This is a genomic window from Nocardioides sp. Soil774, assembly GCF_001428125.1.
In the GTDB taxonomy this organism is placed as follows: Bacteria; Actinomycetota; Actinomycetes; order Propionibacteriales; family Nocardioidaceae; genus Nocardioides.
Map to the genome: position 1 here is coordinate 113,904 of NZ_LMSM01000001.1, position 26,085 is coordinate 139,988.

25 protein-coding genes are annotated in these 26,085 nt (G+C 68.1%); 15 read left to right on the top strand and 10 right to left on the bottom strand.

Annotated features, from left to right (window positions below):
- Positions 1-18: 18 nt before the first annotated feature.
- Entirely contained in the window at positions 19-1,278 is a 1,260-nt protein-coding gene (locus tag ASG76_RS00590; RefSeq protein WP_056598479.1) for a hypothetical protein, read from the bottom strand.
- Between the two features lie 320 nt (positions 1,279-1,598).
- Between ASG76_RS00590 and ASG76_RS19470 the strand changes: the two genes are divergently transcribed.
- From ASG76_RS19470 to ASG76_RS00645, 11 genes are all read left to right on the top strand, one after another.
- Positions 1,599-3,428, top strand: coding sequence for a polysaccharide biosynthesis protein (locus ASG76_RS19470; protein WP_157558854.1), 1,830 nt, complete (start codon positions 1,599-1,601; stop codon positions 3,426-3,428).
- 55 nt (positions 3,429-3,483) lie between these two features.
- A complete protein-coding gene (locus ASG76_RS00600) occupies positions 3,484-4,515 on the top strand; it encodes a polysaccharide biosynthesis protein (RefSeq protein ID WP_157558855.1) in 1,032 nt (343 codons plus the stop codon).
- Positions 4,516-4,589: 74 nt separating this feature from the next.
- Positions 4,590-5,459 carry an MraY family glycosyltransferase gene (locus tag ASG76_RS00605; RefSeq protein ID WP_157558856.1) on the top strand — a complete coding sequence of 290 codons (870 nt, stop codon included), beginning with the start codon at positions 4,590-4,592 and terminating at the stop codon, positions 5,457-5,459.
- Positions 5,456-6,688 carry a glycosyltransferase family 4 protein gene (locus ASG76_RS00610; RefSeq protein ID WP_082587142.1) on the top strand — a complete coding sequence of 411 codons (1,233 nt, stop codon included), beginning with the start codon at positions 5,456-5,458 and terminating at the stop codon, positions 6,686-6,688. Before ASG76_RS00605 ends, ASG76_RS00610 begins: the two co-directional genes overlap by 4 nt.
- Complete coding sequence (locus ASG76_RS00615; RefSeq protein WP_056598491.1) at positions 6,685-7,803, top strand: NAD-dependent epimerase/dehydratase family protein; 1,119 nt, start codon at positions 6,685-6,687, stop codon at positions 7,801-7,803. The genes ASG76_RS00610 and ASG76_RS00615 overlap by 4 nt, the downstream gene beginning before the upstream one ends.
- Entirely contained in the window at positions 7,800-8,921 is a 1,122-nt protein-coding gene (gene wecB / locus ASG76_RS00620; protein WP_056598494.1) for a non-hydrolyzing UDP-N-acetylglucosamine 2-epimerase, read from the top strand. The genes ASG76_RS00615 and wecB overlap by 4 nt, the downstream gene beginning before the upstream one ends.
- Positions 8,914-10,182, top strand: a complete 1,269-nt coding sequence (locus ASG76_RS00625; protein ID WP_056598496.1) for an O-antigen ligase family protein — start codon at positions 8,914-8,916, stop codon at positions 10,180-10,182. Before wecB ends, ASG76_RS00625 begins: the two co-directional genes overlap by 8 nt.
- On the top strand, positions 10,179-11,012 hold the full coding sequence (locus tag ASG76_RS00630; RefSeq protein ID WP_056598498.1) for a hypothetical protein: 834 nt from the start codon (positions 10,179-10,181) through the stop codon (positions 11,010-11,012). The genes ASG76_RS00625 and ASG76_RS00630 overlap by 4 nt, the downstream gene beginning before the upstream one ends.
- Complete coding sequence (locus ASG76_RS00635) at positions 11,009-11,881, top strand: hypothetical protein (RefSeq protein WP_157558857.1); 873 nt, start codon at positions 11,009-11,011, stop codon at positions 11,879-11,881. The genes ASG76_RS00630 and ASG76_RS00635 overlap by 4 nt, the downstream gene beginning before the upstream one ends.
- On the top strand, positions 11,878-13,203 hold the full coding sequence (locus ASG76_RS00640; RefSeq protein ID WP_157558858.1) for a lipopolysaccharide biosynthesis protein: 1,326 nt from the start codon (positions 11,878-11,880) through the stop codon (positions 13,201-13,203). Before ASG76_RS00635 ends, ASG76_RS00640 begins: the two co-directional genes overlap by 4 nt.
- A gap of 272 nt (positions 13,204-13,475) precedes the next feature.
- On the top strand, positions 13,476-14,585 hold the full coding sequence (locus ASG76_RS00645; protein ID WP_056598506.1) for a hypothetical protein: 1,110 nt from the start codon (positions 13,476-13,478) through the stop codon (positions 14,583-14,585).
- Between the two features lie 170 nt (positions 14,586-14,755).
- Here the strand turns inward: ASG76_RS00645 and cysN are convergent, their stop codons facing one another.
- Together cysN and cysD are read right to left on the bottom strand one after the other, a co-directional pair.
- Positions 14,756-16,045, bottom strand: coding sequence for a sulfate adenylyltransferase subunit CysN (cysN, locus tag ASG76_RS00650; RefSeq protein ID WP_056598509.1), 1,290 nt, complete (start codon positions 16,043-16,045; stop codon positions 14,756-14,758).
- Positions 16,045-16,959 (bottom strand): sulfate adenylyltransferase subunit CysD, encoded by a 915-nt coding sequence (gene cysD / locus ASG76_RS00655; protein WP_056598512.1) that lies wholly within the window; start codon positions 16,957-16,959, stop codon positions 16,045-16,047. Before cysD ends, cysN begins: the two co-directional genes overlap by 1 nt.
- A 102-nt stretch (positions 16,960-17,061) precedes the next feature.
- Between cysD and ASG76_RS00660 the strand changes: the two genes are divergently transcribed.
- Positions 17,062-18,234: a family 16 glycosylhydrolase gene (locus tag ASG76_RS00660; RefSeq protein ID WP_082587143.1), complete on the top strand. Its 1,173-nt coding sequence runs from the start codon at positions 17,062-17,064 to the stop codon at positions 18,232-18,234.
- On the opposite strand, the gene dtd is transcribed toward ASG76_RS00660, so the two are convergent.
- A complete protein-coding gene (dtd, locus tag ASG76_RS00665) occupies positions 18,231-18,671 on the bottom strand; it encodes a D-aminoacyl-tRNA deacylase (protein ID WP_056598518.1) in 441 nt (146 codons plus the stop codon). The genes ASG76_RS00660 and dtd overlap by 4 nt on opposite strands.
- A gap of 67 nt (positions 18,672-18,738) precedes the next feature.
- Between dtd and ASG76_RS00670 the strand changes: the two genes are divergently transcribed.
- The gene (locus ASG76_RS00670; protein WP_200948021.1) at positions 18,739-19,563 is read left to right on the top strand and encodes a 3-keto-5-aminohexanoate cleavage protein; all 825 of its coding nucleotides are present in this window, start codon (positions 18,739-18,741) and stop codon (positions 19,561-19,563) included.
- Between the two features lie 25 nt (positions 19,564-19,588).
- Here ASG76_RS00670 and ASG76_RS00675 read toward each other — a convergent pair whose 3' ends face one another.
- From ASG76_RS00675 to cysC, 5 genes are all read right to left on the bottom strand, one after another.
- On the bottom strand, positions 19,589-20,644 hold the full coding sequence (locus tag ASG76_RS00675; RefSeq protein ID WP_056598524.1) for a hypothetical protein: 1,056 nt from the start codon (positions 20,642-20,644) through the stop codon (positions 19,589-19,591).
- Between the two features lie 124 nt (positions 20,645-20,768).
- A complete protein-coding gene (locus ASG76_RS00680; protein WP_056598527.1) occupies positions 20,769-21,284 on the bottom strand; it encodes a TetR family transcriptional regulator C-terminal domain-containing protein in 516 nt (171 codons plus the stop codon).
- Between the two features lie 62 nt (positions 21,285-21,346).
- Positions 21,347-22,354: a sulfite exporter TauE/SafE family protein gene (locus ASG76_RS00685; RefSeq protein WP_056598531.1), complete on the bottom strand. Its 1,008-nt coding sequence runs from the start codon at positions 22,352-22,354 to the stop codon at positions 21,347-21,349.
- On the bottom strand, positions 22,354-22,896 hold the full coding sequence (locus ASG76_RS19475; protein WP_056598535.1) for a hypothetical protein: 543 nt from the start codon (positions 22,894-22,896) through the stop codon (positions 22,354-22,356). Before ASG76_RS19475 ends, ASG76_RS00685 begins: the two co-directional genes overlap by 1 nt.
- The gene (gene cysC, locus ASG76_RS19330) at positions 22,889-24,103 is read right to left on the bottom strand and encodes an adenylyl-sulfate kinase (RefSeq protein ID WP_056598539.1); all 1,215 of its coding nucleotides are present in this window, start codon (positions 24,101-24,103) and stop codon (positions 22,889-22,891) included. The genes ASG76_RS19475 and cysC overlap by 8 nt, the downstream gene beginning before the upstream one ends.
- Before the next feature lie 71 nt (positions 24,104-24,174).
- Here cysC and ASG76_RS00700 point away from each other — a divergent pair, with 71 nt between their 5' ends.
- Positions 24,175-25,125 carry an asparaginase gene (locus ASG76_RS00700; protein ID WP_157558905.1) on the top strand — a complete coding sequence of 317 codons (951 nt, stop codon included), beginning with the start codon at positions 24,175-24,177 and terminating at the stop codon, positions 25,123-25,125.
- Here the strand turns inward: ASG76_RS00700 and ASG76_RS00705 are convergent.
- Positions 25,072-25,560: a VanZ family protein gene (locus ASG76_RS00705; protein ID WP_082587145.1), complete on the bottom strand. Its 489-nt coding sequence runs from the start codon at positions 25,558-25,560 to the stop codon at positions 25,072-25,074. The genes ASG76_RS00700 and ASG76_RS00705 overlap by 54 nt on opposite strands.
- A 129-nt stretch (positions 25,561-25,689) precedes the next feature.
- Between ASG76_RS00705 and ASG76_RS00710 the strand changes: the two genes are divergently transcribed.
- The gene (locus ASG76_RS00710; RefSeq protein ID WP_056598548.1) at positions 25,690-26,085 is read left to right on the top strand and encodes a helix-turn-helix domain-containing protein; all 396 of its coding nucleotides are present in this window, start codon (positions 25,690-25,692) and stop codon (positions 26,083-26,085) included.

The following is a 26,085-nucleotide window of genomic DNA, read 5'->3' on the forward strand; positions in this document are numbered from 1 at the left end:
GGGTGGTCCGGGCGCGGATCAGCGCGTCCGGGTTGACTCCGCCCGCTTGCCCCACGACTCGATCATCACAGGCATGGCGCCGACTCTCACTCGCTTGGGAGCGTCGAGCCGACGCACGGTCCCGTCGGGGAAGGAGAGCCGTCTCGTCCGATCGGGCACGGCGACGCGTCGCTCTCGGCCCGAAACGCTCCACATGACCCGCCGCTCTGCGCGCTTGATCGTGAAGAGGCAGCTGTAGAAGTCGCCGTTCCTGGTGATGGTGCACCCACGGGCCCGGGTGCCGATGAGCCATGGCTGTATCTCGCCGAAGGCCTTGCCGGGAGGCGCGATCTGATTGTCGGGGCTGAGCATCGCGGTATTCATGTTCGGTACAGGCGGGGCCCAGTAGTGCCAGTAGACCCGCTGCGTCCCGATCGAGGCGTTGAGGACGTAGGTCTTGACGACGTTCGCCACCTGCTCTTCGATGCTGATCGGCACGGTCGGCTTCCGCCCGAGGACGTCGTAGTTGATCTCGACGACCCAGATCGGCCCGTCGAATCCTCCCGCGGACGTGATGCGGCGCAGCACCTTCACGAGCCGGATGCCTTGCTCCGGCCCGTGGCGGGGCAGCGGGAAGCCACTCAGCGTGGCGACGTCGACCCACTTGGCGATGGGCTTTCCGCCGACCTTCTGGGTCCAGAACCTCTCGAACCACGCGCGGCTCCCGGGGAGTCGGATAGGTCCCTGGGGGGCGACGACCAGAGCGCCGGGGGCATATTGGCGCACCTCCTGCGACGCGATCTTCGCCATCTTCGCCATGTGTCGCACGGTGCCGACATAGTTGTTCGACACGTTCATCTCGGCCCAGAGCTGGTAGTCCGCGCGGTCGCCGTAGCGCCGGGCCAGCGCGCTGACAAACGCCCGGTACGCGCTGAGCTTGGGGGGGCGGACCTCCACCACGTCTCCGACGTCTCCCATCGCATAGAAGTCCGGAGTGCTGTAGAGGGTGAGCAGCGGCCTTGAGCCGTGCTGCCGGGCCATCGCAAGCCTGTCATCGAGCTCCGCCCAGTCGTACTGCCCTGGGGATCGTTCGACCCCGGACCAGCGGACGATCAGACGCATCGTCGGGGTCGAAACGAGCGGCGCAGGGGGAATGGTCAATTGGACCATGTCCATGCCGAAGAGCTCGGGCCTGACCTTCTCGGCGCGGGCGCCCGAGGCTGACAGGCCGACACCAAGAGCCGCGACGAGCAGGCCGACAAGGGCGCGGGCGATGGTGACGGTGGCGTGGGTGATCATCGAGGGAAAAGTAACAGTGACGCGGTTACCGTCGCCGTTGCTGCACGCGAAGGCCACCCTTGAGGGTGAGGTGCCACTCAGGGAGGGCCGGCATTTGCTCAGAAGTGTCTCACGATGTCACGATTCCGTGTCAGGTGATCCTTGCCGCGCGTAGATTGCGCGTGACAGAGGTGTCAAGAGACATCGCCCGGTTCGCCGGCGTGTCCGCCGTCGAGTGGTCATGTGCGACTCATCGGCGTGCGGCTGGAGCGTCCAGGACGTGACAGCTGACAGGGCGTCGGCGTGGGGCCGAGGTCAGAAACAGTATTACGGGGTGAGTGGTGGCTGTGATCAAGCTTCAGAGTGTCGTACGCACCAAGCGCACTGCCGTGCTGATGTCGTTCGACGCGTGTGTCCTGATCCTGGCCTACGCCGTGTCGCTCGTCCTGCGCTACGGACCCACGCTGGAGACGTCGGTCTGGAGAAGCGGGCTGGCGGTCGCTGCCGGCGCGGTGGCACTGCAGTGGTTGGTCGGATTGCTGGGCCGGGTCTATCTCGGCCGGGTGGGTGTCGCTACCAACGAGGAGACGGTCCTCCTTGGTCTCGCAACCGCAGTCGGGGGGCTCGGGGTTTTCAGCGCCAACGCCCTCGCCGATCCCTACTGGGTCGCACGGAGCGTGCCCGCGTCGGGCACCTTCCTCGGACTTTTCCTCATGCTCATCGTGCGTGCCTTGTGGCGTCAGCTCACCCAGCGCTTCCAACCGCTCGATGACGCCTCGGGCCAGCGCGCCTTGATCGTCGGCGCCGGGGCCAGCGGCGCTCGCTTGGTGCACTCCATGCGCAGCCGACCCGAGGCCGGCCTGGTGCCCGTCGGCTTCCTGGACGACGACCCCTGGATGCGCAAGCGTCGCCACTTCGGGGTGTCCGTCCTCGGGACGACAGACGACCTGAAGCGAGTGGTGAGTCTCACCGGCGCGGTGACGGTCGTCGTGGCCATCCCGGGCGCCACCAAGGAGATGCTCAAGCCGCTGGTCGACCGCGCAGCCGAGCTTGGCATCTCGATCAAGGTCCTGCCGTCCTTCGCCGAGTCGTTCGCCTCGCACGCCGACGTCCGGGACGTACGGGACGTCAACATGGCCGACATCCTCGGCCGTGCCGCGGTGGAGACCGACCTCTCGGCCATCGCCGGCTATGTCACGGGCAAGCGTGTCCTCGTCACGGGCGCCGGCGGGTCGATCGGGTCAGAGCTGTGCCGCCAGCTCCACCGCTACGGCCCCTCCGAGCTCATCATGCTCGACCGCGACGAGTCCGCACTGCACGCCGTGCAGCTGTCCATCCACGGTCGAGCTCTGCTCGACAGCCCGGACGTGGTGCTGAACGACATCCGCGACGAGCCCGCCCTTCGCTCGATCTTCGAGGACCGCCGCCCCGAGGTCGTCTTCCACGCAGCGGCGCTCAAGCACCTGCCGATGCTGGAGCAGTACCCGCACGAGGCGATGAAGACCAACGTCCTAGGCACCGCCAACGTGCTGCGAGCTGCCGCCGACGTCGGCGTGACCACCTTCGTCAACATCTCGACGGACAAGGCCGCTGACCCCAAGAGCGTCCTGGGCTACTCCAAGCGGGTGGCGGAGCGCCTCACCGCCGCGATGGCGAAGGAAGCCGACGGGGCCTACATCAGCGTTCGCTTTGGCAACGTGCTGGGGTCCCGGGGGTCGGTGCTCCACACGTTCACGTCCCAGATCGCCTCCGGCGGTCCTGTGACCGTCGTCCACCCGGACGTGACGCGCTACTTCATGACCGTCGAGGAGGCCGTCCAGCTGGTCATCCAGGCCGGTGCGATCGGCGAGGACGGCGAGGTGATGATCCTCGACATGGGTCAGCCCGTGAAGATCCTCGACGTCGCACGCCAGCTCATCGCGATGTCCGGCAAGAACATCGAGGTCGTCTACACCGGTCTGCGTGAGGGAGAGAAGCTCCACGAGAAGCTCTTCAGCGGGGCCGAGAGCCACGAGCGGTCCAAGCACCCGCTGGTCGCGCATGCGGCGGTGAGCCCGCTCTCGGTTAACGTCGTGCGATCCTTCGACCTGGACGTGACCCACCTGGGCATGCTCCAGGCCTTCGATGACTGGGTCCACCTACCTGACCCCGCAGCATCCCTGATCGACTGATCCAGTCGTCCCCTGTTCCCTGTTCCCTGTTCCCTGTTCGAAAGAGAGTCCTGGCTTGTCGACCTATGTCGATCCCCCGTCCACCGTGCTCGTGACCGGCGGCACTGGATCATTTGGTTCGAGCATGGTGCGTCGTCTCCTCAATGGAGACGTCGAGGAGGTCCGCATCCTGAGCCGCGACGAGCTCAAACAGGACGACATGCGCCGCGCCTTCGGCGACGAGCGCCTGCGCTTCTACATAGGCGACGTGCGCGATTACGACAGCGTCGAGCGAGCCACGCGCGGCGTGGATCACGTATTCCACGCCGCGGCACTCAAGCAGGTTCCGAGTTGCGAGTTCTTCCCGCTCGAGGCCGTCCGGACCAACGTCCTCGGCAGCGCCAACGTCATCGAAGCCAGCAACAAGAACGATGTACGCTCGGTCGTCTGCCTCGGCACTGACAAGGCTGCCTACCCGGTCAATGCCATGGGCATGTCCAAGGCGATGATGGAGAAGGTCGCTCAGGCCTTCGCTCGCAACAACCCCACGGCCCAGACCGTGGTCTCGACGGTGCGCTACGGCAACGTGATGATGTCCCGCGGCTCGGTCATCCCGCTCTTCGTCGAGCAGATCCGGCAGGGACGCCCCCTCACGGTGACGGACCCTCGCATGACGCGATTCCTGATGTCGCTCGACGAGGCCGTCCTCCTGGTGGAGCACGCCTTCCAGCACGCGCGGCCGGGCGATCTCTTCATCCGCAAGGCACCCGCCAGCACCATCGAACACCTTGCCCGGGCCGTGGGTTCTGCAATGGGCGTTGAGCCCGAGCTCAAGGTGATCGGCACGCGGCACGGCGAGAAGCTGTACGAGACACTGGCGACCCGGGAGGAGCTCGCTCGCGCAGAGGACCAGGGCGACTACTTCCGCGTCAGCGTCGATGCGCGGGACCTCAATTACGGTGAGTACTTCGACGAGGGTGACAGACAAGAATCGACGATGGACGACTATCACTCGCACAACACCGAACGGCTGGACGTAGGCGGAGTGGTCAGTGTCCTAGAGCGCCTTCCAGCGTTCCGCCACCTTGTTGACGCGGAGCACATGTGACGCTGTTCCTTTCCGCTGCGTTCTGCGCCTTCATCTTGACGGGCGCGGTGATCCCTCAACTGCGACGTACCCTGATGGACGTTCCCAACCACCGGTCGTCCCACTGTTCTCCGGTGCCTCGCGGAGGCGGTGTGGCAGTTGTCGCCACCCTGGCTGGGGTCTGTCTCTTTGCACTGGAGCCCGACAGGAGCCTCACGTCGCTGGTCATCTGCTGTCTGGCTCTTGCGAGCGTCGGCCTCCTCGACGACGTGCGCTCCTTGTCAAGCGAGCACCGACTCGTCGCCCAAGTTGCCGTGGCGGCCGCCCTTGCAGTCTCGCTCACCTCTGCAGGCACCAGCTCGTGGTGGTGGCTGGGTGTGCTAATCGTGGCGCTCGTCGGTTATGTCAACGCCTTCAACTTCATGGATGGCGTCAATGGCATCTCGAGCCTGATGGCTGTTGCCGTAGGAGCGTGGTGGGCCTGGGTCGGCTCTGCCTCTGAGGATCCGATGCTGAGGGGGGCGGGGCTCGTCCTCGCGGGCGTGGCAGTCGGTTTCCTCCCGTGGAACGCGCCCCGGGCGAGAGTTTTTTTGGGCGACGTTGGCAGCTACGGCGTAGGGATCTTCATCGGTGGACTCAGCGTTTATTCCTTCTCGCAAGGTCTTCCAGTCCTGTGGGGAATCGTTCCCTTGATCGTCTACGGCGCAGACACAGGCTGGGTCCTGGTTAAGCGGGCTCGCGGGGGACATCGCCTCACTGAGCCGCACCGGGACCACGTCTACCAGCAACTCGTCGATGCGGGGTGGCCTCACATCGCCTCTGCGCTCTTGTGCGCGGGGGCCGGTGCCGCCGCGACGGCCGTCGCCGCCTTAGCGGGTGCATCTGCGACGGGGTGGGTCGTCCTCGCGTGCGCGGCGGTCGTTTTGGCCTACTTGAATGTCCCGCGGTTAGTGAGGTTGAGATGAAGATCGCGATGATTTCGCAGTGGTTCGATCCTGAGACCGGATCGGCCGCGATTCCTGGATCTGTGGCAAGAGCTCTCGCCGCACGGGGCCACGAAGTCACTGTCATCACCGGCTTTCCGAACTATCCAGTCGGCAAGATATATGACGGTTATCGCGTGAAGGTGCTCCAGCGGGAAGTCATTGGCAACGTCAAAGTCGTCCGTGTCCCTATGTTTCCCGCACACGGGTCATCGAGTCTCAAACGAGCCGCATTCTTCCTGAGCTTCATGCTCTCTGCTTCCTTGTGGGGAAGCTGGTTCGCTCGACGCAGTGACGCCGTCTTGGTGTACTCGACCTCCGCGACCGTAGGAGTCGCTGGCGTCGTGATGAAACGAGTCTTCCGAAAGCCGACGGTCATGTACGTCGAGGATCTGTGGCCCGACTCCGTGCTGGCTAGCGGGTTGGTGGACGGCGTCGTTGGCCGCGTGGCCTGGTTCACGCTCGACCGCATGGCTAGGTGGGGCTATCGGGCGGCAGATCGCATTGCCGTGATCTCACCTGGGATGCAAGAGGTGCTCCACGGTCGAGGCGTCCCTCGCGAGCGTATGAGCCTGGTCTACAACTGGGCCGATGAGTCGTTGTTCCACCCAGTTCAGCCCACGGTGGCCTCGGACGGCCTCACGATGATGTATGCGGGAAACCTCGGAGACGTGCAGGGCATTGATACTGCGCTTCGAGCCTTGTCGCTCGTAGATCCGAGTAGGTCCGTGCGCCTAAGACTCGTGGGGTCCGGAGTGGCCGAAGACCGATTGAAGGAGCTCGCCGTAGAGCTGAGAGTGGACGAACGCGTGACCTTCGAAGGCACTCGACCTATCTCTGACATGGCTGCGCTGATGTCGGAGGCGGATGTCCAGCTCGTGTGCCTTCGAGATCTTCCTGTCTTCCGTGCCACGATGCCGAGCAAGACGCAGGCAATTCTGGCGTGCGGTCGGCCCGTTCTCGCCTCAGCCGCGGGCGACGCCGCCGATCTCGTTGCACGTTCAGGTGCGGGGATCGCGGTCGCTCCAGACGACGCTCAGGCGATGGCAGAGGCGATCGACCGCCTCGCGACGATGTCAGGTGATGAGCTTGAGCGCTTCGGTGCTTCCGGGCGAAAGTTCTACGAAGAGGAGCTGAGTGTGTCGGTCGGCGCGCGTCGGCTGGAGAGCGCGTTGATCGGCGCCGCGAAGCCGTGGTACGGCGCTTCATGAGGGTCGCGATCACGGGTGCGTACGGTTTTCTCGGATGGCATACTGCGTGCCGACTCCGTGCGCTTCACGGTGTCGAGCCAGTCCGCCTGGGACGGAGGGACCTGGCCGACCCCGCGCGGCTGGCCGAGGTGCTGGCCGGCGTCGACGCGGTGATGCACTTCGCCGGGGTCAACCGCGCCGACAACGACGCCGAGGTCGAGTCGGGCAACGCCGAGGTCGCCGAGTCCCTGGCCCTCGCGCTGCGCGCGGCTGGTCGCCCGATCGACGTCGTCTACGCCAACTCGGTCCAGGCCGAGCTCGACAACGCATACGGCAGGGGCAAGGCGCACGCAGCCCGTGCCCTGGCCGGAGCCTGCGCGCACACCGGTGGCCACTTCGCAGACCTGCTGCTCCCCAACCTGTTCGGCGAGCACGGGCGGCCGGGCTACAACTCGTTCGTGGCGACCTTTGCCCACGAGGTCGCCGCCGGGCGCACGCCGAGCGTGACGGGTGACCGGGAGATCGAGCTGCTGCACGCCCAGGACGCGGCCGCGAAGCTGATCGCGGCGGCGGGCCAGGACCTGCGTACGACGGTCGACGGCGAGGCCATCGGGATCGGCTCGGTCCTGGCGGCGTTCGAGGAGTTCCGCGAGCTCTACGGCGCTCGGGGCGAGATCCCCGACGTGTCGACCCCGATGCGTCTCAACCTCTTCAACACCTACCGCGCTGCAGCGTTCGCGGACGCGACAGAGATCGCCCCGCACGTGCACTCGGACAACCGCGGCGACCTGTTCGAGACCGTACGCTCGCACGGCGGCACCGGCATGTCCTATGCCTCCACGACCAAGCCCGGTCAGAAGCGCGGCGAGCACTATCACCTGCACAAGATCGAGCGCTTCGTCGTGGTCAAGGGGGAGGCTGAGATCCAGCTCCGCCGCTTGCTGCACGACGAAGTGGTGACGGTGCGGGTCAGTGGTGAGCGCCCGGTCTTCGTCGACATGCCGACGCTGTGGGTGCACAACATCCGCAACGTGGGTGACGACGACCTGCTGACGGTGTTCTGGGCCGACCAGCTGCTCGACCCCGCCCATCCCGACCAGTTCCCCGAGACCATCGCCCAGGAGGCGCACGCATGAAGGTCATGACCGTGGTCGGCACCCGCCCGGAGATCATCCGGCTCGCGCGGGTGATCGACCGCCTCGACGCGACCGAGGGCATCGAGCACGTCCTCGTCCACACGGGCCAGAACTACGACCACTCGCTGAACCAGGTCTTCTTCGACGACCTCGGCCTGCGCGCACCCGACCACTACATGGGCGTCGACACCAGCAGCCTGGGTGCGGTGCTGGGTGGCGTGCTCGTCGGGACCGAGAAGGTCCTGATCGAGGAGCGACCCGACGCGCTGCTGGTGCTCGGCGACACCAACTCCTGCATCGCGACTGTGATGGCCAAGCGGTTGCGCATCCCTACCTATCACATGGAGGCCGGCAACCGCTGCTTCGACGAGAACGTGCCGGAGGAGACCAACCGACGGCTGGTCGACCACGTCGCTGACTTCAACCTCGCCTACACCGAGCACGCCAGGCGCAACCTGCTCGCTGAGGGACTGCACCCGCGTCGCATCGTCGTGACGGGTTCGCCCATGCGCGAGGTGCTCAAGCACTTCAGCGACGAGATCGCGGCCTCCGAGGTGCTGAGCACGCTCGGGCTCGAGTCGCGTGGATACTTCCTGGTGAGCGCACACCGCGAAGAGAACGTCGACTCGCCGGAGCGGCTCACGATGCTGATCGAGTGCCTGGAGCGGGTCGCCGCCACCTGGGACCGCCCGGTGGTGGTCAGCACGCACCCGCGGACGCGCAAGCGGCTGGAAGCACTCAGCCGGGACGTCGACGGTGACATCCGCTGGCTCGAGCCCTTCGGCTTCCATGACTACAACAAGCTCCAGCTCGAGGCGGCATGCGTCCTGTCGGACTCCGGGACCATCTCGGAGGAGGCCTCGATCCTCGGCTTCCCCGCGATCACCCTGCGCGACTCGATCGAGCGGCCCGAGGCCCTCGACTCCGGCTCGATCATCATGACCGGTCTGGACGCGGACGACGTGGAGCGTGCTGTCCGGATCACCATGGAGGACGGCGCGGTCACGTCGTCGGTGCCGGCGGGCTACGAGATCGGTGACACGAGCAACCGGGTGGTCCGTTTCATCGCCTCGACGGCATCGCGACTTCATTCCTGGGAAGGCATCCGGAATGGTTGAGCTCGCCGACACGGCCCCGGCTCACCGCACGCGATCTCGGGAAGGGGTGGCGCAGTCGGTGGCTGCTGGCCTGCTGGGCACGTATGTCGTCGTCGGTTCGCTCGTGCCGTACCTCTACGGTCCGTGGCTCGCCTGTGCCATCATGGGGGCACTTGTCCTCCTCGTCGCCTCGCAGCGTGAGCTTTCGATGAGCGGGATGGCGTGGCTCGCCGGACTGCTCTCCGTGGGTCTGCTGGGATTCTTGGTGGGCACCCTCAACGACAATCCCGGTGTGGTCCCAACCGCAACCGTCTATGTGGTCGAACCGGTTGTGATTGGGGCTGCGTTCATCCTCCTGCTTCAGACGAGCGGCGGGCTGTCCCGGGTCCTGCTGATCCTCGATCTGTCGATTGTCGCCATCGTTCTGGTCGCCATCGCGCTATACGTCACGTGGTACGTCGGTGCCCAGATGCCGGCATGGCTCGTAGATCCCGCGTACTCTGCCGTGGACGTCGCGGACGGCACGCCGCGGACCAACTTCCAGGGCTTCAACGCATTCGTGTTCCTCGGGGCCTACGGAGTCGCGCGCCTTTCCGTGAGGGTCGGGGGCTGGGAGCCGAGATGGTGGCGTTTCGCGGTGGCACTGCTCGCGGTCGTGGGCATCGTCCTGTCCGGCAGGCGCATCCTGTTCCTCGCGATTCCCGCGGCTCTCTTGATCGTCTGGTCGCTGACCAGGATCAAGCGTTCCGACGGCGCCTCTCCTGTGCGCCAGGTCAGGTGGGTCGTCGGCGGTGGACTGGTGCTCGTCGTGGTCGCAGGTCTGGCGATCTGGTTCACGCCCCTGAGGCAGCTCGTTGCTGGACTCTTCACGGTCCAGAGCGCAGAAGGTCCGGTGGACCCACGTCTGGACCAGCATGCCGAGCTCCTCAAGGCATGGTGGGAGAGCCCGATCTGGGGCCGGGGTGCCGGCTACGTGATACCCGGATACGAGCGCAGCGAAGCGTTCCCGTGGATCTTCGAGCTCTCTTACCACGTGCTGCTCATGAACTTCGGAGTGATCGGCATCGTCATTCTCGCCGCGTGGACATGGTGGGTGGGCAGTCGCCTCGCGGTTCAAGTGAGCGAGAGCCTTGCGTCTGCCGCGGTCCTGGCGGGCTTCTTGTCGACGATCCTGGCCACGACAAGCAACCCGTATTTGTCAAAGCTCGAGGGCCTGTGGATGGTGATGATCCCATTTGGTGTCGCCTGCCTCGGGTCCCGGAAGGTGGGACTTCGGAAGTGAACCCCGACATCATCTGGCTGCTGATCGCCTACAACAACATGGCGGACGTCGACTCGTTTGTAGACCAGCTCGACCAACTGCGCAGCCCGAAGACCCGCTACTTCTTCGCGATCTGCGACAACTCCCCAACTCATGTGAGTAGTCGTCACGAAGGCCGGCACGACGTCTTCACGGTCGAGAGGGCAGACAACCCCGGTTATCTCGATGGTGCCCGTGCGGCTCTCGATGCCGTCCCAGCGGAAGTGAAGGATCGTACCGGCTGGGTGGCGCTCTCGAACACCGACCTGACGTTCATCAGTGGGGATCCGAGCGACATCCTGTGCCGATTCCCCGCCGGTGCCCCTCTGGTCGTGGCGCCCAGCATCTCCGAGGACGATGGTGCCATCCAGAAGAACCCGCACGTGCTGGTGCCCCGTTCTCTTGCCCGTCATCGGATCAACCACGCAGTGACGTGCACGCCTGCGCTGGCGATGGGATACCTCCTGCTCAGCCGGGGCAGGCACCAGCTCCGACTGAGCCGTCCGGCCCAGACGGGAGAGGTCGCGCCACCGGGACTGCACATGTATTCCCCTTATGGCGCCGTGATCTTCTTCAACCGCGCCTTCGTGCAGCACCCGGGAATCCCGGCTGGGGTGCCTTTGCTCGCCGAGGAGTACGCGATCGCCGAGGCAGCGCGACACGTTGGGGCACCGGTGCTGTACGAGCCCGAGATCAGCGTCGCGCACGACGCACACACGACGACTGGGCCCAAGGTCAGTAGGGCCCGAGCTGCGATGCTTACCAAGGCGTTCGCCTACATTGCCAGAGACGCAAACAGAGCAGCGCGATGAGACTCGACGCCACGATCGTCTTCGAGCCAACTCAACCCATGATCGAGAACGCGTGCCGCCAGCTCACGTCCTTGGGCGAGTTCCGGGTCGTGCTGGACAACAGCACGACCGCGGCGGCGCAGGAGCGGGTGGATCGGACGTGTGCCGCGTTCGCTGTCGACGTCGTGCGTCCACAGCTCAACGTCGGCACTGGACGGGGACTCAACCTCCTCCTCCGCGAGGCGTGGTCGCGTGACCTCGGCTGGTTGCACTACCTGGACCAAGACTCAGTGCTCACCGGCGACTACCTGACGCAGGTCGCCGAGCTCCCTCCAAACGCGGAGGACCATGCCCTGATCGGTGCTGTCCACCGTGATCCCACCCTGGCTGCACCGATTGAGCTGTCCGGTTTGGTGTCGGCACGGTTCGTCATCTCTAGCGGAACGCTCTTCAACGTGTCCCAGGTGATCCGTGCCGACGGCGCTGACGAGCGACTATTTCTCGACCTGGTCGATCACGAGCTCTGCCTCAGGGTGAGGTCGATGGGCATGCGCGTGGCGGTGGACACCCGACGCGTCCTGAGCCATCCGATCGGCGAAGGAGCCGTCGAAGTGGGATCGCGATTGACCCTCTGGCGTCATCCAGCGTGGCGACGTGAGCTGATGTGGAAGAACTCCTGGTTGTTGGTGCGCGAATACGCCACCCGCAAGCCAATCGACTGCCTGCGTCACCTGATCATGCGATTCGTCGAGACATTCGCCTCGGCACTCGTCTTCCGAGATGGCGGCTACCTTCTATCTGCGGCCAGAGGCACACGGTCGGCCATGACCAACCGGCGCCGGCGCACCGGCTACGGTGAGCAGGACAAGTCGCCGCAGTGGTTGACGTGAAGATCCCGGTTCGAGGTGCGTGGCTCACCGGATCAGGGATGGCCGCGTCGGCGCTCGGCACACTAGGTGCCACTGCCGTCATGGTCGCCGTGTCGAGCGCGGGCGTCTACTCCGACGTCGCCATTGTCACCCTCGTCGTGCTCCTCACCTCCATGGTGGCCCAGCTCGGAGCGGACCGCGTCGCTGTCGCCGAGGTGCACGGAGCAGGTGCAGGGGCACACTCGGGGCGGCAGCGAGGTGCCGAGCTCCTGGGTCTGGTGTCCCTCAACGGAGTCGTCGCAGCGGCCCTCCTCATCTCCCCGATCGGCCTGCCGCTGCTCGAGACCCCGCTGACCTCGCCGCTGTCCCTCGTCGAGAAGCTTGCCGTCGCTGCATGGGTATGTTCCGACACCATCCGGCTGGTAGCCGCAGAGCTGCATCGGGCCAACTACAGGTTCGGGTGGGCGCTGGTCTCAGGCATGGGCGTCCGTGCGCCTCTGTTCCTAGGTGCGATCTCGGTCCTGGGGGTTGTCAAGCACGATGTCGACCGGACGTCCCTGTTGGTGGCCGCCGCGATCGCGTCGGCCGTCGTGCTGCTGGTGTCCATGTCGCGCGCGTCGCTCGACTTCCCCTGGTGGGTCGCCCGGCCGCTGCGTGCACTCAAACGGTTGTGGCGTGGTCATCTCTCGATGGTTTTGACCACATGTGCTGCTGCGCTCATCGGAGGCGCCGACGTCTGGATCATCGGGGCAACCGCGGAAGGAGCGGTGGCCGCGCCCTACGCTCTAGCGGTGACGGTGGTATCTGGGCTCACCATTGCCACTACGGCTATCACCGGGGGTGTGCTTCCCTACCTCGCGCAGGCCGTCTCCAAGGGCGAGCTGTCCGAGATCACACCTCGGCTGGTCCCCTTCGTCCGAATCGCCTGCCTGCTCGTTGTCGTTGGGTACGTCGTCATCGTGTCGCTCAGTCGACCCGCAGCGATCCTGCTGGGCGGGGAGGCCTACACCGACATCACAATCTTCGTGGCGGTCCTTGGTGCGGGACAGATCGTCAATGTCGCTGCCGGGATCGCGGGCGCTGTCCTCATTGCGACAAGGCGCTACACCGCGCTGATGAGGGCCACCACCTCCGTCTCCCTGTTGGTCGTGGTCGGAGAGGCGGTGAGCGGGTTCGTGTTCGACAGTCCGTTGATGGTGTGTGCGGTGTCGGCAACGGGCACCGGACTCCTGTCGGTGGTGTGCGCCGCCACGGTGCGGCGTGTGAGCGGAATCCGCACCGACGCATTTGCACGTGTCACGAGGCTGCCCTCAGTCGACGACGAGCAACCGCTGTACACCTGAGTGAGATGCCAGTCGCGAGATCGCCAGCACACGGTGTGACACCTTTCGCCCGGCTGCGCTCGGCCTGAGAGGGACACGGGCGGCGGTGCTGCCTCGGCGATCCTGTGTTGATCGACCATCCAGTAGTTGAACAAGTTAGGGGACCAATGTTCTTGTCTCGTTTCCGGTCGCCCCGCGCCGTGTCGGCGTTTGCGGCGGCCTTCCTTGTGCTGAGCGTGTTCGGGGGGCCCTCGCCTGCTCACGCACAGCGCATCGAACCCGACTTCTGGGGCATGCACGACAACGACTGGACCACGGCGCCGACCGTCCCGGTGGGGGCGGCCAACTTCACGACCGCTCTCACGTACTGGCCGAACGTCGAGACCCGCAAGGGCCGCTACGACTGGACGCGGCTCGACCAGCAGGTCGCTGGTGCTGAGACCCTGGGGGCGCAGCCGATGGTCCTGCTGGGTCAGACCCCGCGCTTCCACTCCGCGCGGCCCCGTTCGGCGGACTTCACCGACTTCATGCCCAAGATCAAGGCCTGGAAGCGATGGGTCACCGAGGTCGCCAAGAGGTACGGCACCAAGATCGATTACCAGATCTGGCCCGAGCCCAACATCATCCAGAACTGGCAGGGGAGTCCCCGCCAGATGGCGACGCTCACGGTTGTCGCGTCCAAGGCGATCCAGAAGCACGCCGGGAAGAAGGCGCGGGTCGTGTCGCCCGCCGTGGCTCTCCGGCTGGCCAGCCAGCGCAGGTGGACCGTCGACTACTTCAAGCAGAGCATCGGGGGCGTGCGGGTCCACCGCTACGTCGATGCGATCGCAGTCGACCCCTTCCCGGAGCAGGCGGGCACCCCCGAGGACTCCCACGCGATCGTGCGTGGGATCCGACGTGAGCTCGCTCGGATCGGCGTGCGCAAGCCGATCTGGAGCAACGAGATCAATTACGGCGTCCCCGGCGGGGGCGCTGTCACGACCACCGAGTATTCCGTGGCCAAGCAGCGCTCCTACGTGATCAGGACCTACGTCCTGAGCGCGGCCGCCCGCGTTCAACGTACCTATTGGCTGGGGTGGTTCAGCAACGACACACTTGCGATCAACATGGCCGACAGCACCGGCCGCGCACTCGGTCCGGGCAAGTCCTACGCTGTGGTCCACTCGTGGCTCAACAAGACCAACTTCAAGCGCTGCGCCACCAAGAAGGGCATGTGGGTGTGCACTGCCAAGAAGGGCGACGAGGTCCGCACCATCTATTGGAAGCGTTCGGGCAGCGCCACCACCACGACGCCTCGGTCGACGATCCGCGTCGAGAACCAGAAGGGCGTTGTCGTCAGCGACGGCGGTCGCACCACCGTCCGCGTGACGACTCGGCCCGTCATGGTCGCGTCGCGTCGCTAGTCGACTCCTGCGACGCGACGAGGCCCCGACCGCGAACGGTCGGGGCCTCGTGTGCGTGGGTTTCGAGACAGGCGCTGCGCGCCTTCCTCAACCAGCGGTGGGTCGGCTGTGCGCCTTCCTCAACCAACGGGGGTCGGCTGCGCGCCTCCCTCAACCAGCGATGTTCTCGATCAGCTGCCGCTGTTGATCATCCCGGCGCCGACGGTGACGCCGGTCGCCTCGTCGATCAGGATGAACGAGCCCGTGGTGCGGTTCTTCGAGTAGGGGTCGCAGAGCAGCGGCACGGTGGTGCGCAGCTGGACGCGGCCGATCTCGTTGAGGCCGAGCTCCTTGGTGTCTTGGTCGCGGTGCAGCGTGTTGACGTCCAAGCGGTACTGGATGTCCTTGACCATCGCGCGGCCCGTGCGGGTGGTGTGCTTGATGGCCAGCTTCTGGCGCGGCTTGAGCGGCTCGTTGGTCATCCAGCAGACCATCGCGTCGATGTCCTGGCTGGGCTTCGGCGCGTTCTTGGGCCGGGCGATCATGTCGCCGCGGGAGACGTCGACGTCGTCCTCGAGGTGGACCGTGACCGACATGGGCGGGAACGCCTCGGAGATCTCCTGGTCGAACAGCTCGACCTTGGCGATCTTCGACGGCATGCCGCTGGGCAGCACGACGACGTCGTCGCCCTTCTTCAGCACACCGCCGGCCACCTGGCCGGCGTAGCCACGGAAGTCGTGGTAGGCGTCGGACTTGGGGCGGATGACGTACTGCACGGGGAAGCGGGTGTCCACGAGGTCGCGGTCGGAGGCGACGTGGACGTGCTCGAGGTGGTGCATGAGCGTCGGTCCGGAGTACCACGGTGTGTTCTCGGAGCGGTTGACGACGTTGTCACCCTGGAGAGCCGAGATCGGGATGACCTCGAGGTCGGGGATGTTGAGCTTCGTCGCGAACTGCGTGAACTCCTTGTGGATCTTCTCGTAGACCTCCTCCGACCAGTCGACGAGGTCCATCTTGTTGATCGCGAGCACGAGGTGCGGCACCCGCAGCAGCGACAGCAGCACCGCGTGGCGGCGCGACTGCTCGGTGAGGCCCTGGCGGGCGTCGACCAGCACGAGGCCCAGGTCGGCGGTCGAGGCGCCGGTGACCATGTTGCGGGTGTACTGGATGTGGCCGGGGGTGTCGGCGATGATGAACTTGCGCGTGGGCGTAGCGAAGTAGCGATAGGCCACGTCGATGGTGATGCCCTGCTCGCGCTCGGAGCGCAGGCCGTCGGTCAGCAGGGCCAGGTCGGTGTAGTCGTAGCCCTTGGACTGGCTGGTCGACTCCACCGCCTCGAGCTGGTCCTCGAAGATCGACTTGGAGTCGAGGAGCAGGCGCCCGATCAGGGTGGACTTGCCGTCGTCGACCGAGCCCGCGGTCGCGAAGCGGAGCAGGTCCATCTCGCCCTGGGCGGCGGTGTGCGGGTCGTTGCTGGCCATCAGAAGTAGCCTTCCTTCTTGCGGTCTTCCATGGCGGCCTCGGAGAACCGGTCGTCGCCACGGGTGGCGCCGCGCTCGGTCACACGGGCGATGGCGATCTCGTCGATGATGGCGGCGGTGTCGGTGGCCTCGGACTCGACGCAACCGGTCTGGGTGCGGTCACCCACGGTGCGGAAGCGCACCATCTTCTTCTCGACCGTCTCGCCGCCCTTGGGCTGGATCTCGGGGCCGAGCGAAAGCAGCATGCCGTCTCGCTCGATGACCTCGCGCTCGTGGGCGAAGTAGATCGAGGGGATCTCGATCTGCTCGCGGTGGATGTAGTGCCAGATGTCGAGCTCGGTCCAGTTGGACAGCGGGAAGATCCGCATGTGCTCGCCGGCGTGGATGCGCCCGTTGTAGAGGCTCCAGAGCTCCGGGCGCTGCATCTTGGGGTCCCACTGGCCGAAGTCGTCGCGGTGGGAGTAGACGCGCTCCTTGGCGCGGGCCTTCTCCTCGTCGCGGCGCCCGCCACCGAAGGCGGCGGTGAAGCCGTGCTCCTCGATGGCGCCCAGCAGGGTGCCGATCTGCATGCGGTTGCGGCTGGTCTTGCCGTCGTCGACGACGTGCCCGGCTGCGATCGCCTCGTCGATGGTGGCGACGATCATCCGCGCGCCGAGGCGCTCGACCCACGAGTCACGCGTGGAGAGCACCTCGTCGAAGTCCAGGCCGGTGTCGACCTGGAGCAGCGGGAAGGGGAGCTTGGCCGGGAAGAACGCCTTCTCCGCCAGGCGGAGCATGACGATGGAGTCCTTGCCACCGGAGAACATCAGGACCGGCTTCTCGAACTCGGCGGCGACCTCACGGAAGATGTGGATCGACTCTGCCTCGAGCTGGTCCAGCTGACTCAGCTGGTAGTCGACGTGGGTGTTGGTCATGGCGCAGCAGGGGCCTCTCTAGGGACAGCAGCCATCATCGTAGCGACGGGCGTCCGCTCGGAGAATTCGCGTCGCACGGTGTCGTCGGCCAGACTCGACGGAATGAGCCGAACCTCCCGACTCGTGGTCCGTCCGACCCGGTCCTCGCGCGCGATCACCGTGCTGCTCGCCGTGGGCCTCGTCACGGCCGGCTGCTCGTCCGCCGACAGCCAGTCTGCGCCGCCGTCGTACGAGCAGAGCGACGCCGTGCAGGCGCGCATGCTGCCCCAGCTCGCCGCCACCGGTGAGGACACCGAGGGCGCCGACGACGCCGCCTGGGTCGTCGAGGCGGCCGTCCACGACGTCGAGGAAGGCACCGCCGTCACCCTGGTCGCTGAGACCGGGGACGGCGAGTGGGAGACCGTCTCGGAGGCCGAGACCGACGCCGAGGGCCACGTCGCGCTGACCTCCACCGCCGACGGCGACCTGCACGTGGTCGTCGGCGACGGGGACGACGCGATCGGCGCCGAGGTCTCCACCGACGACGCGCCCGAGGCGAGCTTCACCGACGACTTCGACGAGGACTCCGTCGACGGCGAGGGGGCCCAGTGGTACACCCGCGACCAGGGCCACATCGGCGTACGCACGTGCTCGCGAGCCGACGCCGACGCGGCCGAGGTCACCGGCGGCGTGCTGCGGCTCAGCGTGCTCGACGACCCCGACCGCGACCTCTGCCAGCCCAACGGCAACCGCAAGAGGTTCCCGATGCGGCTCAACGGCCACGTCGGCACCGAGGGCACCTACGACTTCACCTATGGCTACGCGGCCGCTCGCATCCGCACGCAGTCCGCGCGCGGGCAGCACTCGGCCTTCTGGATGCAGGCCACCGGCGGACAGGCCACGGGCGGCCCGAAGCAGGGCGGCGCGGAGATCGACGTCATGGAGTACTTCGGCGACGACCACCCCGAGGGCGGGCTCACCAGCTTCACCTACTACCTCGACCAGGCCGGCCGCAAGCAGACCAAGGGCGGCTGGCTGCCCAACGTCGACGAGCTCGGCGACGACTGGTCGGAGCAGTTCCACGTCTTCTCCGTCGAGTGGACGCCCCAGGAGTACGTCTTCCGCATCGACGGCCAGGTCACCCAGCGTCTGAAGGGCGAGACCTCCGGCAAGCCGGAGTTCCTCATCCTCAGCCTGCTGTCGTCCGACTACGAGCTGCCACGCTTCGACGGCAAGCTGCCCGAGCACATGGACGTCGACTGGGCGCGGGTCTGGGAGACCGGACCGCAGGGCTAAGGGCTGTCCAGCACCAAGGTGGTCGGGCCGTCGTTGACGCTCTCCACCCGCATGTCCGCGCCGAAGCGGCCCCGCTCGACGTGGGCGCCCAAGCGCTCGAGCTCGGCGCACACCGCGTCGTACACCGGTTCGCTGACCGGCCCCGGAGCCGCTGCCTGCCAGGTGGGGCGGCGGCCCTTGCGCGCATCGCCGCACAACGTGAACTGGCTGACCACCAGCACCGGTGCGCCGACGTCGCTCGCGCTCTGCTCCCCGCGCAGCAGGCGCAAGTCCCAGATCTTGCGCGCCATCCAGGCGACGTCCGTCGGACCGTCGGAGTGGGTGACGCCGAGGTAGACCAGGAGCCCTGGCCCGACCTGCTCGCCTCCGACGGCCCCGACGACCTCGCCGTCGACCCGGACGCTGGCGGAGAGGACCCGCTGGATGACCGCACGCATGCGAGAACTGTGGTTTCGTGACGGTTGCTGCGCAACCTCCTCAACCGGCGATGGCACGATGACGCCCATGTCTGACGCTCTGCTGATCACGGTCGCCCCCACTGGGGCCGAGACCGCCAAGGCCGACTGCCCCCAGCTCCCCACCACCCCGGAGGAGATCGCCCGCACCGCAGCCGAGTGCGAGGCCGCGGGCGCGGCGATGATCCACCTCCACGTCCGCGACGGCGAGCACGCGCCCACGCTCGACCAGGCGCTGCTGCGCGAGTGGGTCGAGGCGGTGCGCTCGAGCTCGTCGCTCGTCGTGCAGCTCTCGACCGGTGGCTCGGTGCACGACCCGCTCGACGAGCGGCTGAAGGTGCTCGACGCCGAGCCCGACTCGTGCAGCCTGACCATGGGCACGACCAACTTCGGCGACGACGTCTTCCTCAACCCGTGGCCGTTCGTGAAGGACCTCTACCAGCTGGCACTCGAGCGCGGCGTCGCCCCGGAGTTCGAGCTTTTCGACCTCGGCCAGGTGCACGCCCTCGGCCGGCTCATCCGCGAGTACGGCACCCCCGCCGGCGGCAAGGTGCACGTCGACTTCGTGATGGGGGTGCCCGGCGGGATGCCCGGCACCGCCCCCGCCCTCGTCGCCGGCGTCAACGCGCTGCCGCCCGAGGTCACATCGTGGTCCGCCACGGGCATCGGCCGCTCGACCCTCGCGGTCGCGATGGCCTCGCTCTCCATGGGTGGGCACCTGCGCGTCGGCATGGAGGACGTGCTCACCATCAGCCGCGGCGTGCCCGTCGAGTCCAACGCCCAGCTCGTCGCGCGCGCGGTCGACCTCGGGCGGATCGCGCAGCGCGAGCCGATGACGCCGGCGCAGTGCCGGGAGCTGCTCGGCCTGGGCTGAGGGGTCTCCGCCGGCTCAGCCCGGTTCAACCTTGCAGGGGCAGCGGCACGCGGTGGATGGCCAGGTGGTCGTGGTTGGTGATCCACAGCGATCCCTGCACCGCCGCCACGCTGCCGCTGCCGGGAGGCAGCTCGACCACGTGGGTCACCTCCCGGGACAGAGGGTCGATGCGCAGCACGGCGGAGTCCGTCCGCAGCCACACCCCGCCTGCGCCGACGGTCAGGTCGCCGCCACCGATCCGCAGCCCGGTGACGGCGATGGTGTCCGCCTCGCCCGAGCGCGCGTCGGCGCGGGTGACCGAGCCGTCGCCCTGGTTCATCACCCACGCGGCTCCGAAGCCGAGGTCGAAGAACCGCGGCGACGGGCCGGTGGGCGCGCTCGTCCACTCGCCGCCGGCCACCGGACGACGCTCCACCGTGGCGTGATCGGTGACCACCCAGAGCCAGCCGTAGCCCGCCCGGACCGCGACCGTCCCCTCGGGCGCCTCGACCTCGTCGACGACCGCGTCCCCCCGCACGACCACGATGCGGGGCTCGCTGGGCTCGACCAGGACGTACGCCGTCCCGTCCGCGGTGGCCCCCACCGTGGACTCGGCCACCGGGCTCGCGCCCAGCGGCACCCGAGCCAGCACCTCGCCAGTGACGGCGTCCAGGCGGAGCAGCACCGACGGCGTCAGGCTCGGCACCAGCACCTCCGCGCGGGTCGACTCGAGTGCCTGGACGACCGCGCCGGGCACGCGGGTGCGAGCCGTGATCCTGGCAGACGTCCCGTCGTAGCGCACGGCACCGGGCCGCACGCCCGAGACCCACACGCCCGTCCCCGCCGCCACCGCGAAGTCGGCGAAGGGCCGGGCGCTGATCGTCCGTCCGTCGACGTCGTCGAGGGTGAGCGGGTCAGGAAGGTCCCCGGCGGGCAGGTAGTCGGGTGACTGGTCGGTCTCGGCCGGTGCCGATGACGGGCTGCTCGTCGGGGCGGGCGACGGGCGTTCGGGCTCCGCGTCGTCCTGTGCGCAACCGGCCGGGAGCACCAGACCGGCCATGAGGAGCGCGGCCACGGCCGCGCTGCGGACTCCGGGGACCATGCCTTCGAGGATCCGCGCGCCAAGGCCCGGGCGCCACCGACTTCGGCGGCGATCTAGACCGCCGGGCCGCTCGTACGTCGGCGGGCCGCTCGGCGTGGGCCGGCGCCTGAAAGCAAGATTGCTTTCACGCCACCACCCGCTTGAGCACGGCCGACGCCGCGGCATGGTCGAAGTCCTCGTCGAGGAGCATCCGCAGGACCAGGCCGTCGATCAGCGCGTGCACCGCGTCGATCCTCCCGGAATCGGGGCCGTCACCCAGCTGGGCAGCCAGGACGGCTCGCTGTCGTTGCCAGACGTCGCGCACCGCCTTGCCCACGGACGGGGAGTGCAAGGCGACCTGCAGGCAGGCGGTCCAGACCTGCGCATCGGACCTTTCTGCATCGTCGGCAGCCAGCCAGCTGTCCCAGGTGGGTCGCAGGTGGGGCGGGTGGCTCCGGCCCCGGGCATCGGCGACCAGCACCATGAGCTCGTCCATGGGCCAGCGGCGCAGCCGCCGGGAGAGAGTCGCGGCGGAGATCCCGCACCGCTCGGCCACGACGGCCTGGCTGGGCAGGCCCAGGCCGTGCTCCCGGATGGCCCAGTAGAGGCCGGCGGCCAGGCTGGCGGAGGTCGTGAAGCGGTAGCTCAGCGAGAGCGACATCAGGGACACCTGACCAGCCCAATAGGTTCGTCCCCGAACGCCAACCGCCCCTCCACAGGACCCTAGGAGCCGTCGACCTTCTTCATCCCCACCAGCCCGGGCCGGTAGGACGGGTCGTCGAGCTGGGCGATGGTGGGGGAGCCGAACATCGGCAGCCCCTGCCGCTTGCGCAGGAAGCCCCACACGATCGGCAGCACGAGCAGGACGGCGAGGCCCACCCCGGCGATGAGCATCGGGTGCGTCTCGTCCTTGCCGAGGAGCGCCCAGCCTGACTTGTCGAGCAGCGCCACGCCGCTCATCGTGAGGACGACGACGATGCCGCGGCGGATGAACGACTGCGGCACGCGGGGGGCGAGCATCGAGCCGAGGATCGTGCCGGGCACCGAGCCGATGACCAGCGGGACGAGGATCGTCCAGTCGATGCCGTGGAGGGCGATGTTGGAGATGGCCGCAGCCATCACCAGCGGCACGGCCTGCACGAGGTCGGTGCCCACCAAGCGCACGGCCGACAGGCCGGGGTAGAGCATGAGCAGCGCGATCATGATGACCGAGCCGGAGCCGACGCTCGTGACGCCGACGAGCAGGCCGCCGAGCATGCCGACGAGCAGGGTGGGCACCACGCGCACGGCCGGGTTGTCGTCGGAGACGTGGTCGCCCGAGCGCACCCGCAGCAGGTTGACGTAGAGCCGCAGGGCGTAGGTCGCGGCGGCGAGCAGCAGCGCGAAGCCGATGCAGATCACCAGCACGTGGTTGAGCTCGTCGATGTCGTCGGTGAACCACGACACGAGGTGTGGCCCGAGCAGCGCCATCGGGATCGAGCCGATCATCAGCCACTTGGCCAGCTGCATGTTGGGCGAGCCCTCGCGCTTGTGCACGATCGCGCCGCCGGTCTTGTAGATCGCGGCGGCAGTGAGGTCGGCGGTGACGACGGTCGCCGCCTCGCCCACGCCGAGGAAGAGCAGCGCCGGCGTCATCAACGCGCCGCCGCCCATGCCGGTGAGCCCCACGACGATGCCGACGAAGAAGCCGGCGGCGAGGATCGCGAAGAACGTGGCGGTGATCCAGTCCATCAGCTCGTCCCCTCCGACGTGGCGCGGCCGGTCAGGCGGGGCACGATGACGCTCAGCATGGCCCTGATTGTGCCGGTCGCGTGCTGGGCGGCTGCCTTCCCGCGCCGGTAGGGGTCGGCCACGTCGTGGGCGGGTGCCGACGGCGTACGCCGCTGCCCGGCCGCCGCGACGAGCTCGCGCCCGCTGAGGTCGGGGATGTCGGCGATCGTCGCCTCGAACTGGCCGAGCGTGAACACCTTGCGGTGCAGCTGCGGGAAGTCGTCGAGGATGTGCTGGCGGTGCGCCGCCTCGGCGGTCAGCACCAGGTCGGCCTGCTGGAGCACGGCCGCGCTGAGGGGGCGGCTGCGGAAGTCGTCGGCCGTGCCCGCGGGGAGCAGGTCGGACATCTCGGCGTTCATCCGGTGGCCGTCGCGGGCGTGGGTGCCGATGCTGGCGAAGACCACGTCGGCGTCACCGGCGAGGTCGCGGGCGATGAGCTCCATCGCCGGCGAGCGGCAGATGTTGGCGGTGCACACGAAGAGCACCTCGAGCGGCTCAGGCATGCGAGCCCACGAGGTGGAGGTAGCCGGCTTCGTCGAGCGCGACGAGCACGTCGTGGAGGGCGTCCTCGATGGAGCGGCCGGTCGTGTCGACGCGCACCGCGGGGTCGTCGGGCTCCTCGTAGGGCGAGGAGATGCCGGTGAACTCGGGGATCTCGCCGGCGCGGGCCTTGGCGTAGAGGCCCTTGCGGTCGCGCCGCTCGCACTCCTCCAGCGGGGTGGCGACGTGGACGAGGAAGAACGCGCCGCCCGCGGCCTCGACCATCTCGCGCACCTGCTCGCGGGTCTCGGCGAAGGGCGCGATCGGGGAGCAGACCGCCACGCCGCCGTGGCGGGCGATCTCGGCGGCCACCCAGCCGATGCGGCGGATGTTGGTCTCGCGGTCGGCCTTGGAGAAGGTCAGGCCGGCCGACAGGTGACGGCGTACGACGTCGCCGTCGAGGCTGGTGACCGAGCGGCCGCCCTGCTCGAGCAGGAGGTCCATGAGCGCGCGGGCCAGCGTGGACTTGCCACTGCCCGAGAGGCCGGTGAAGAACAGCACCAGCCCCTGGTCCTCGGGCTCGGGGCTGTCCTCCTCGACGATCGCGGCGATGGCCTCGGGGTACCCCCCGATGGTCGAGGAAGGCGCGCCGACGCCTGTCGCGAGGCCCGGGCCGCCCAGGGCGTGGACCCGGTCGGGACCGGCGTAGTTGCCGAGCACCTGCGCGCCCAGTGCGTGGTCGACGTCGGCGTCGCCGTGCGAGGGCAGTGGCACCGCGACGACGGTCGCGTCGTCGAGGAGGTCGGCCGCGGCGAGGGTGGCGCGGACCAGCGCGACGGGGGACAGCTCGGGCGTGCCGGTGCCGATGAGCGCGACCAGCACCACCCGGCCGAGACCGCGCAGCTCGTCGATCTCGGCCTTGGTGAGGGCGTCGGTCACGGGCACGAACGTCGCGCCGGCGTGCTGCTCGCGCACCTGCGCGGGCGTGAGGTGCAGCCGGCGGAAGGGGCCGTACTGGGCGTGGGTCAGCGGCTCCAGCGACCCGTCGGCGGCAACGCGCGCCAGAGGCAGGCCCTCGGGGTCGACCAGCTCGGCCTCGGCCGCGCCGTCGGGGAGGGTGAGCGTCACCGCGCTCCCGGGCTCGTCGAAGCGCGCGATCGGCGCGTAGGCGCCGGAGACGAGGAGCTCCAGGTCGTCGAGCTCGGTCGGCGTGGGGCAGTGCTGGATCACCCGCGCATCCTCTCAGACCTGTGATCGCCTAGCCTGCCCGCATGTCTGCCGCTGGCCTCCCCGTCCCTGGTATGCCCGTCGTGGCAGAGATCGTCCGCTCCGGGTTCGTGGAGGGGCACCACTACGGCTCGCTCGTCGCCCTGGCTGCGGCCGGCTCGGTGGACTGGTCGGTCGGTGACGTCACCTCCCCGGTGCTGCCGCGCTCGAGCAACAAGCCGATCCAGGCGCTGGCGATGGTCGAGCTCGGCCTCGACCTGCCCGACGACCTGCTCGCGCTGGCCTGCGCCTCGCACTCGGGCGAGTCCTTCCACGTGGACGGCGTACGCCGCACGCTCGCCTCGGCCGGCCTCGACGAGTCGGCGCTGCATACCCCGGTGGACTACCCGCTCGACGACGGCGCCCGCGACCAGCTGATCCGCGCGGGCGGAGCGCGCTCGCGCATCCTGATGAACTGCTCGGGCAAGCACGCGGCGATGCTGGCCACCTGCGTGCTCCGGGGCTGGGACACCGCGACCTACCTCCATCCAGACCACCCGCTGCAGGTCGCGATCCTCGAGACCTTCGCCCGGGTGACCGGCGAGCCCGTCGACACCGTCGCCGTGGACGGCTGCGGCGCCCCGCTGCTCTCGACCTCGCTGACCGGCCTCGCCCGCGCCTTCGCGGCGCTCGCCACCGCCACCGAGGGGCCCGAGCACCGGATCGCCGAGGCGATCCGCCGGCACCCGCAGAACGTCAGCGGCACCACCCGCGACGAGCTCGCCCTGCACCGGGCGATCCCCGGCCTGATCGGCAAGGCGGGGGCCGAGTCGGTGTACGCCGTCGCGCTGCCCGACGGCCGCGCGTGGGCGCTCAAGACCGACGACGGCGCGCACCGGGTCCGGCCGGTGCTGATGGCCGAGGCGCTGCGGCGCTCCGGCGTGCTGGACGAGCCCGGCGTGGACGCCGACGCCGTCCGCTCGACCGGGCGGCTAGAACTGCTCGGCGGAGGAGTTCCTGTGGGGGAGATCCGCGCCGTCTTCTGACCCGCGCGCGGGCAGCAGGGCCAGCAGCACCACGCCCAAGGCGGCGCCGACGAGGGTGCCGAGCGTGTTGGCGACCACGTCGGTGTTGGTCGCCGAGCGGCCGTCGAGCCACACGGCCTGCACCACCTCGACGAAGAAGGACGCAACGAACCCTGTCGCCGTCCAGTCGCGCCATGAAAGACGAGGCCACACAGGGATGCCGAGCAGGCTCACTGGCACGAATGCAGCGACATTCAGACCGAACTCGACGCGTGAGGCTGCGGTCAGGGACTCCGGCACACCGGCGCGCGCGAGGATGTGGGACGTGGTCTCGACGAGCAGCGTCGGACCAGCTGCCGAGGGGGACAGCAGGGTCACCGCCAGGACGACGATCCAAGCGGCCAGGGCGAGGCCACATGTGGCACGCACGATGACAGATGGGGTGTTTGCGGGCACCCGTGAAGTCTAGAGGCCTCGGCGCAAACTGCCTTGTTAGCGCGGATCTTCGAGTAGGTACTGATCTTTGTGAGCGTACTCACGCCGCGAGGGTTTGATTTTGCTAACAACAGTTAGCACAATGGAGGTATGGCGAAGGACAAGAGCACCAAGACGAGCAAGGCTGTCGCCGGCTCGCTGGGCTCGCTGGGCGACTACCTCAAGGAACAGCGCCTGGCCGCCCAGCTGTCGCTGCGTCAGCTCGCTGACCAGGTCGGCGTGAGCAACCCCTACCTCAGCCAGATCGAGCGCGGCCTGCGCAAGCCGTCGGCCGAGGTGCTGCAGCAGCTGGCGCGCGCCCTGCGGGTCTCCGCCGAGCAGCTCTACGTGCGCGCCGGGATCGTCCACCCCGACTCGGGCCAGGCCGGATCCGTGGAGCTGGCGATCCTCGCCGACACCGGGCTGACCGAGCGGCAGAAGCACTCGCTGCTCGACGTCTATGCCTCGTTCCTCGCGCTCAACGAGCGCGACGCCGCCGCTTCCTGA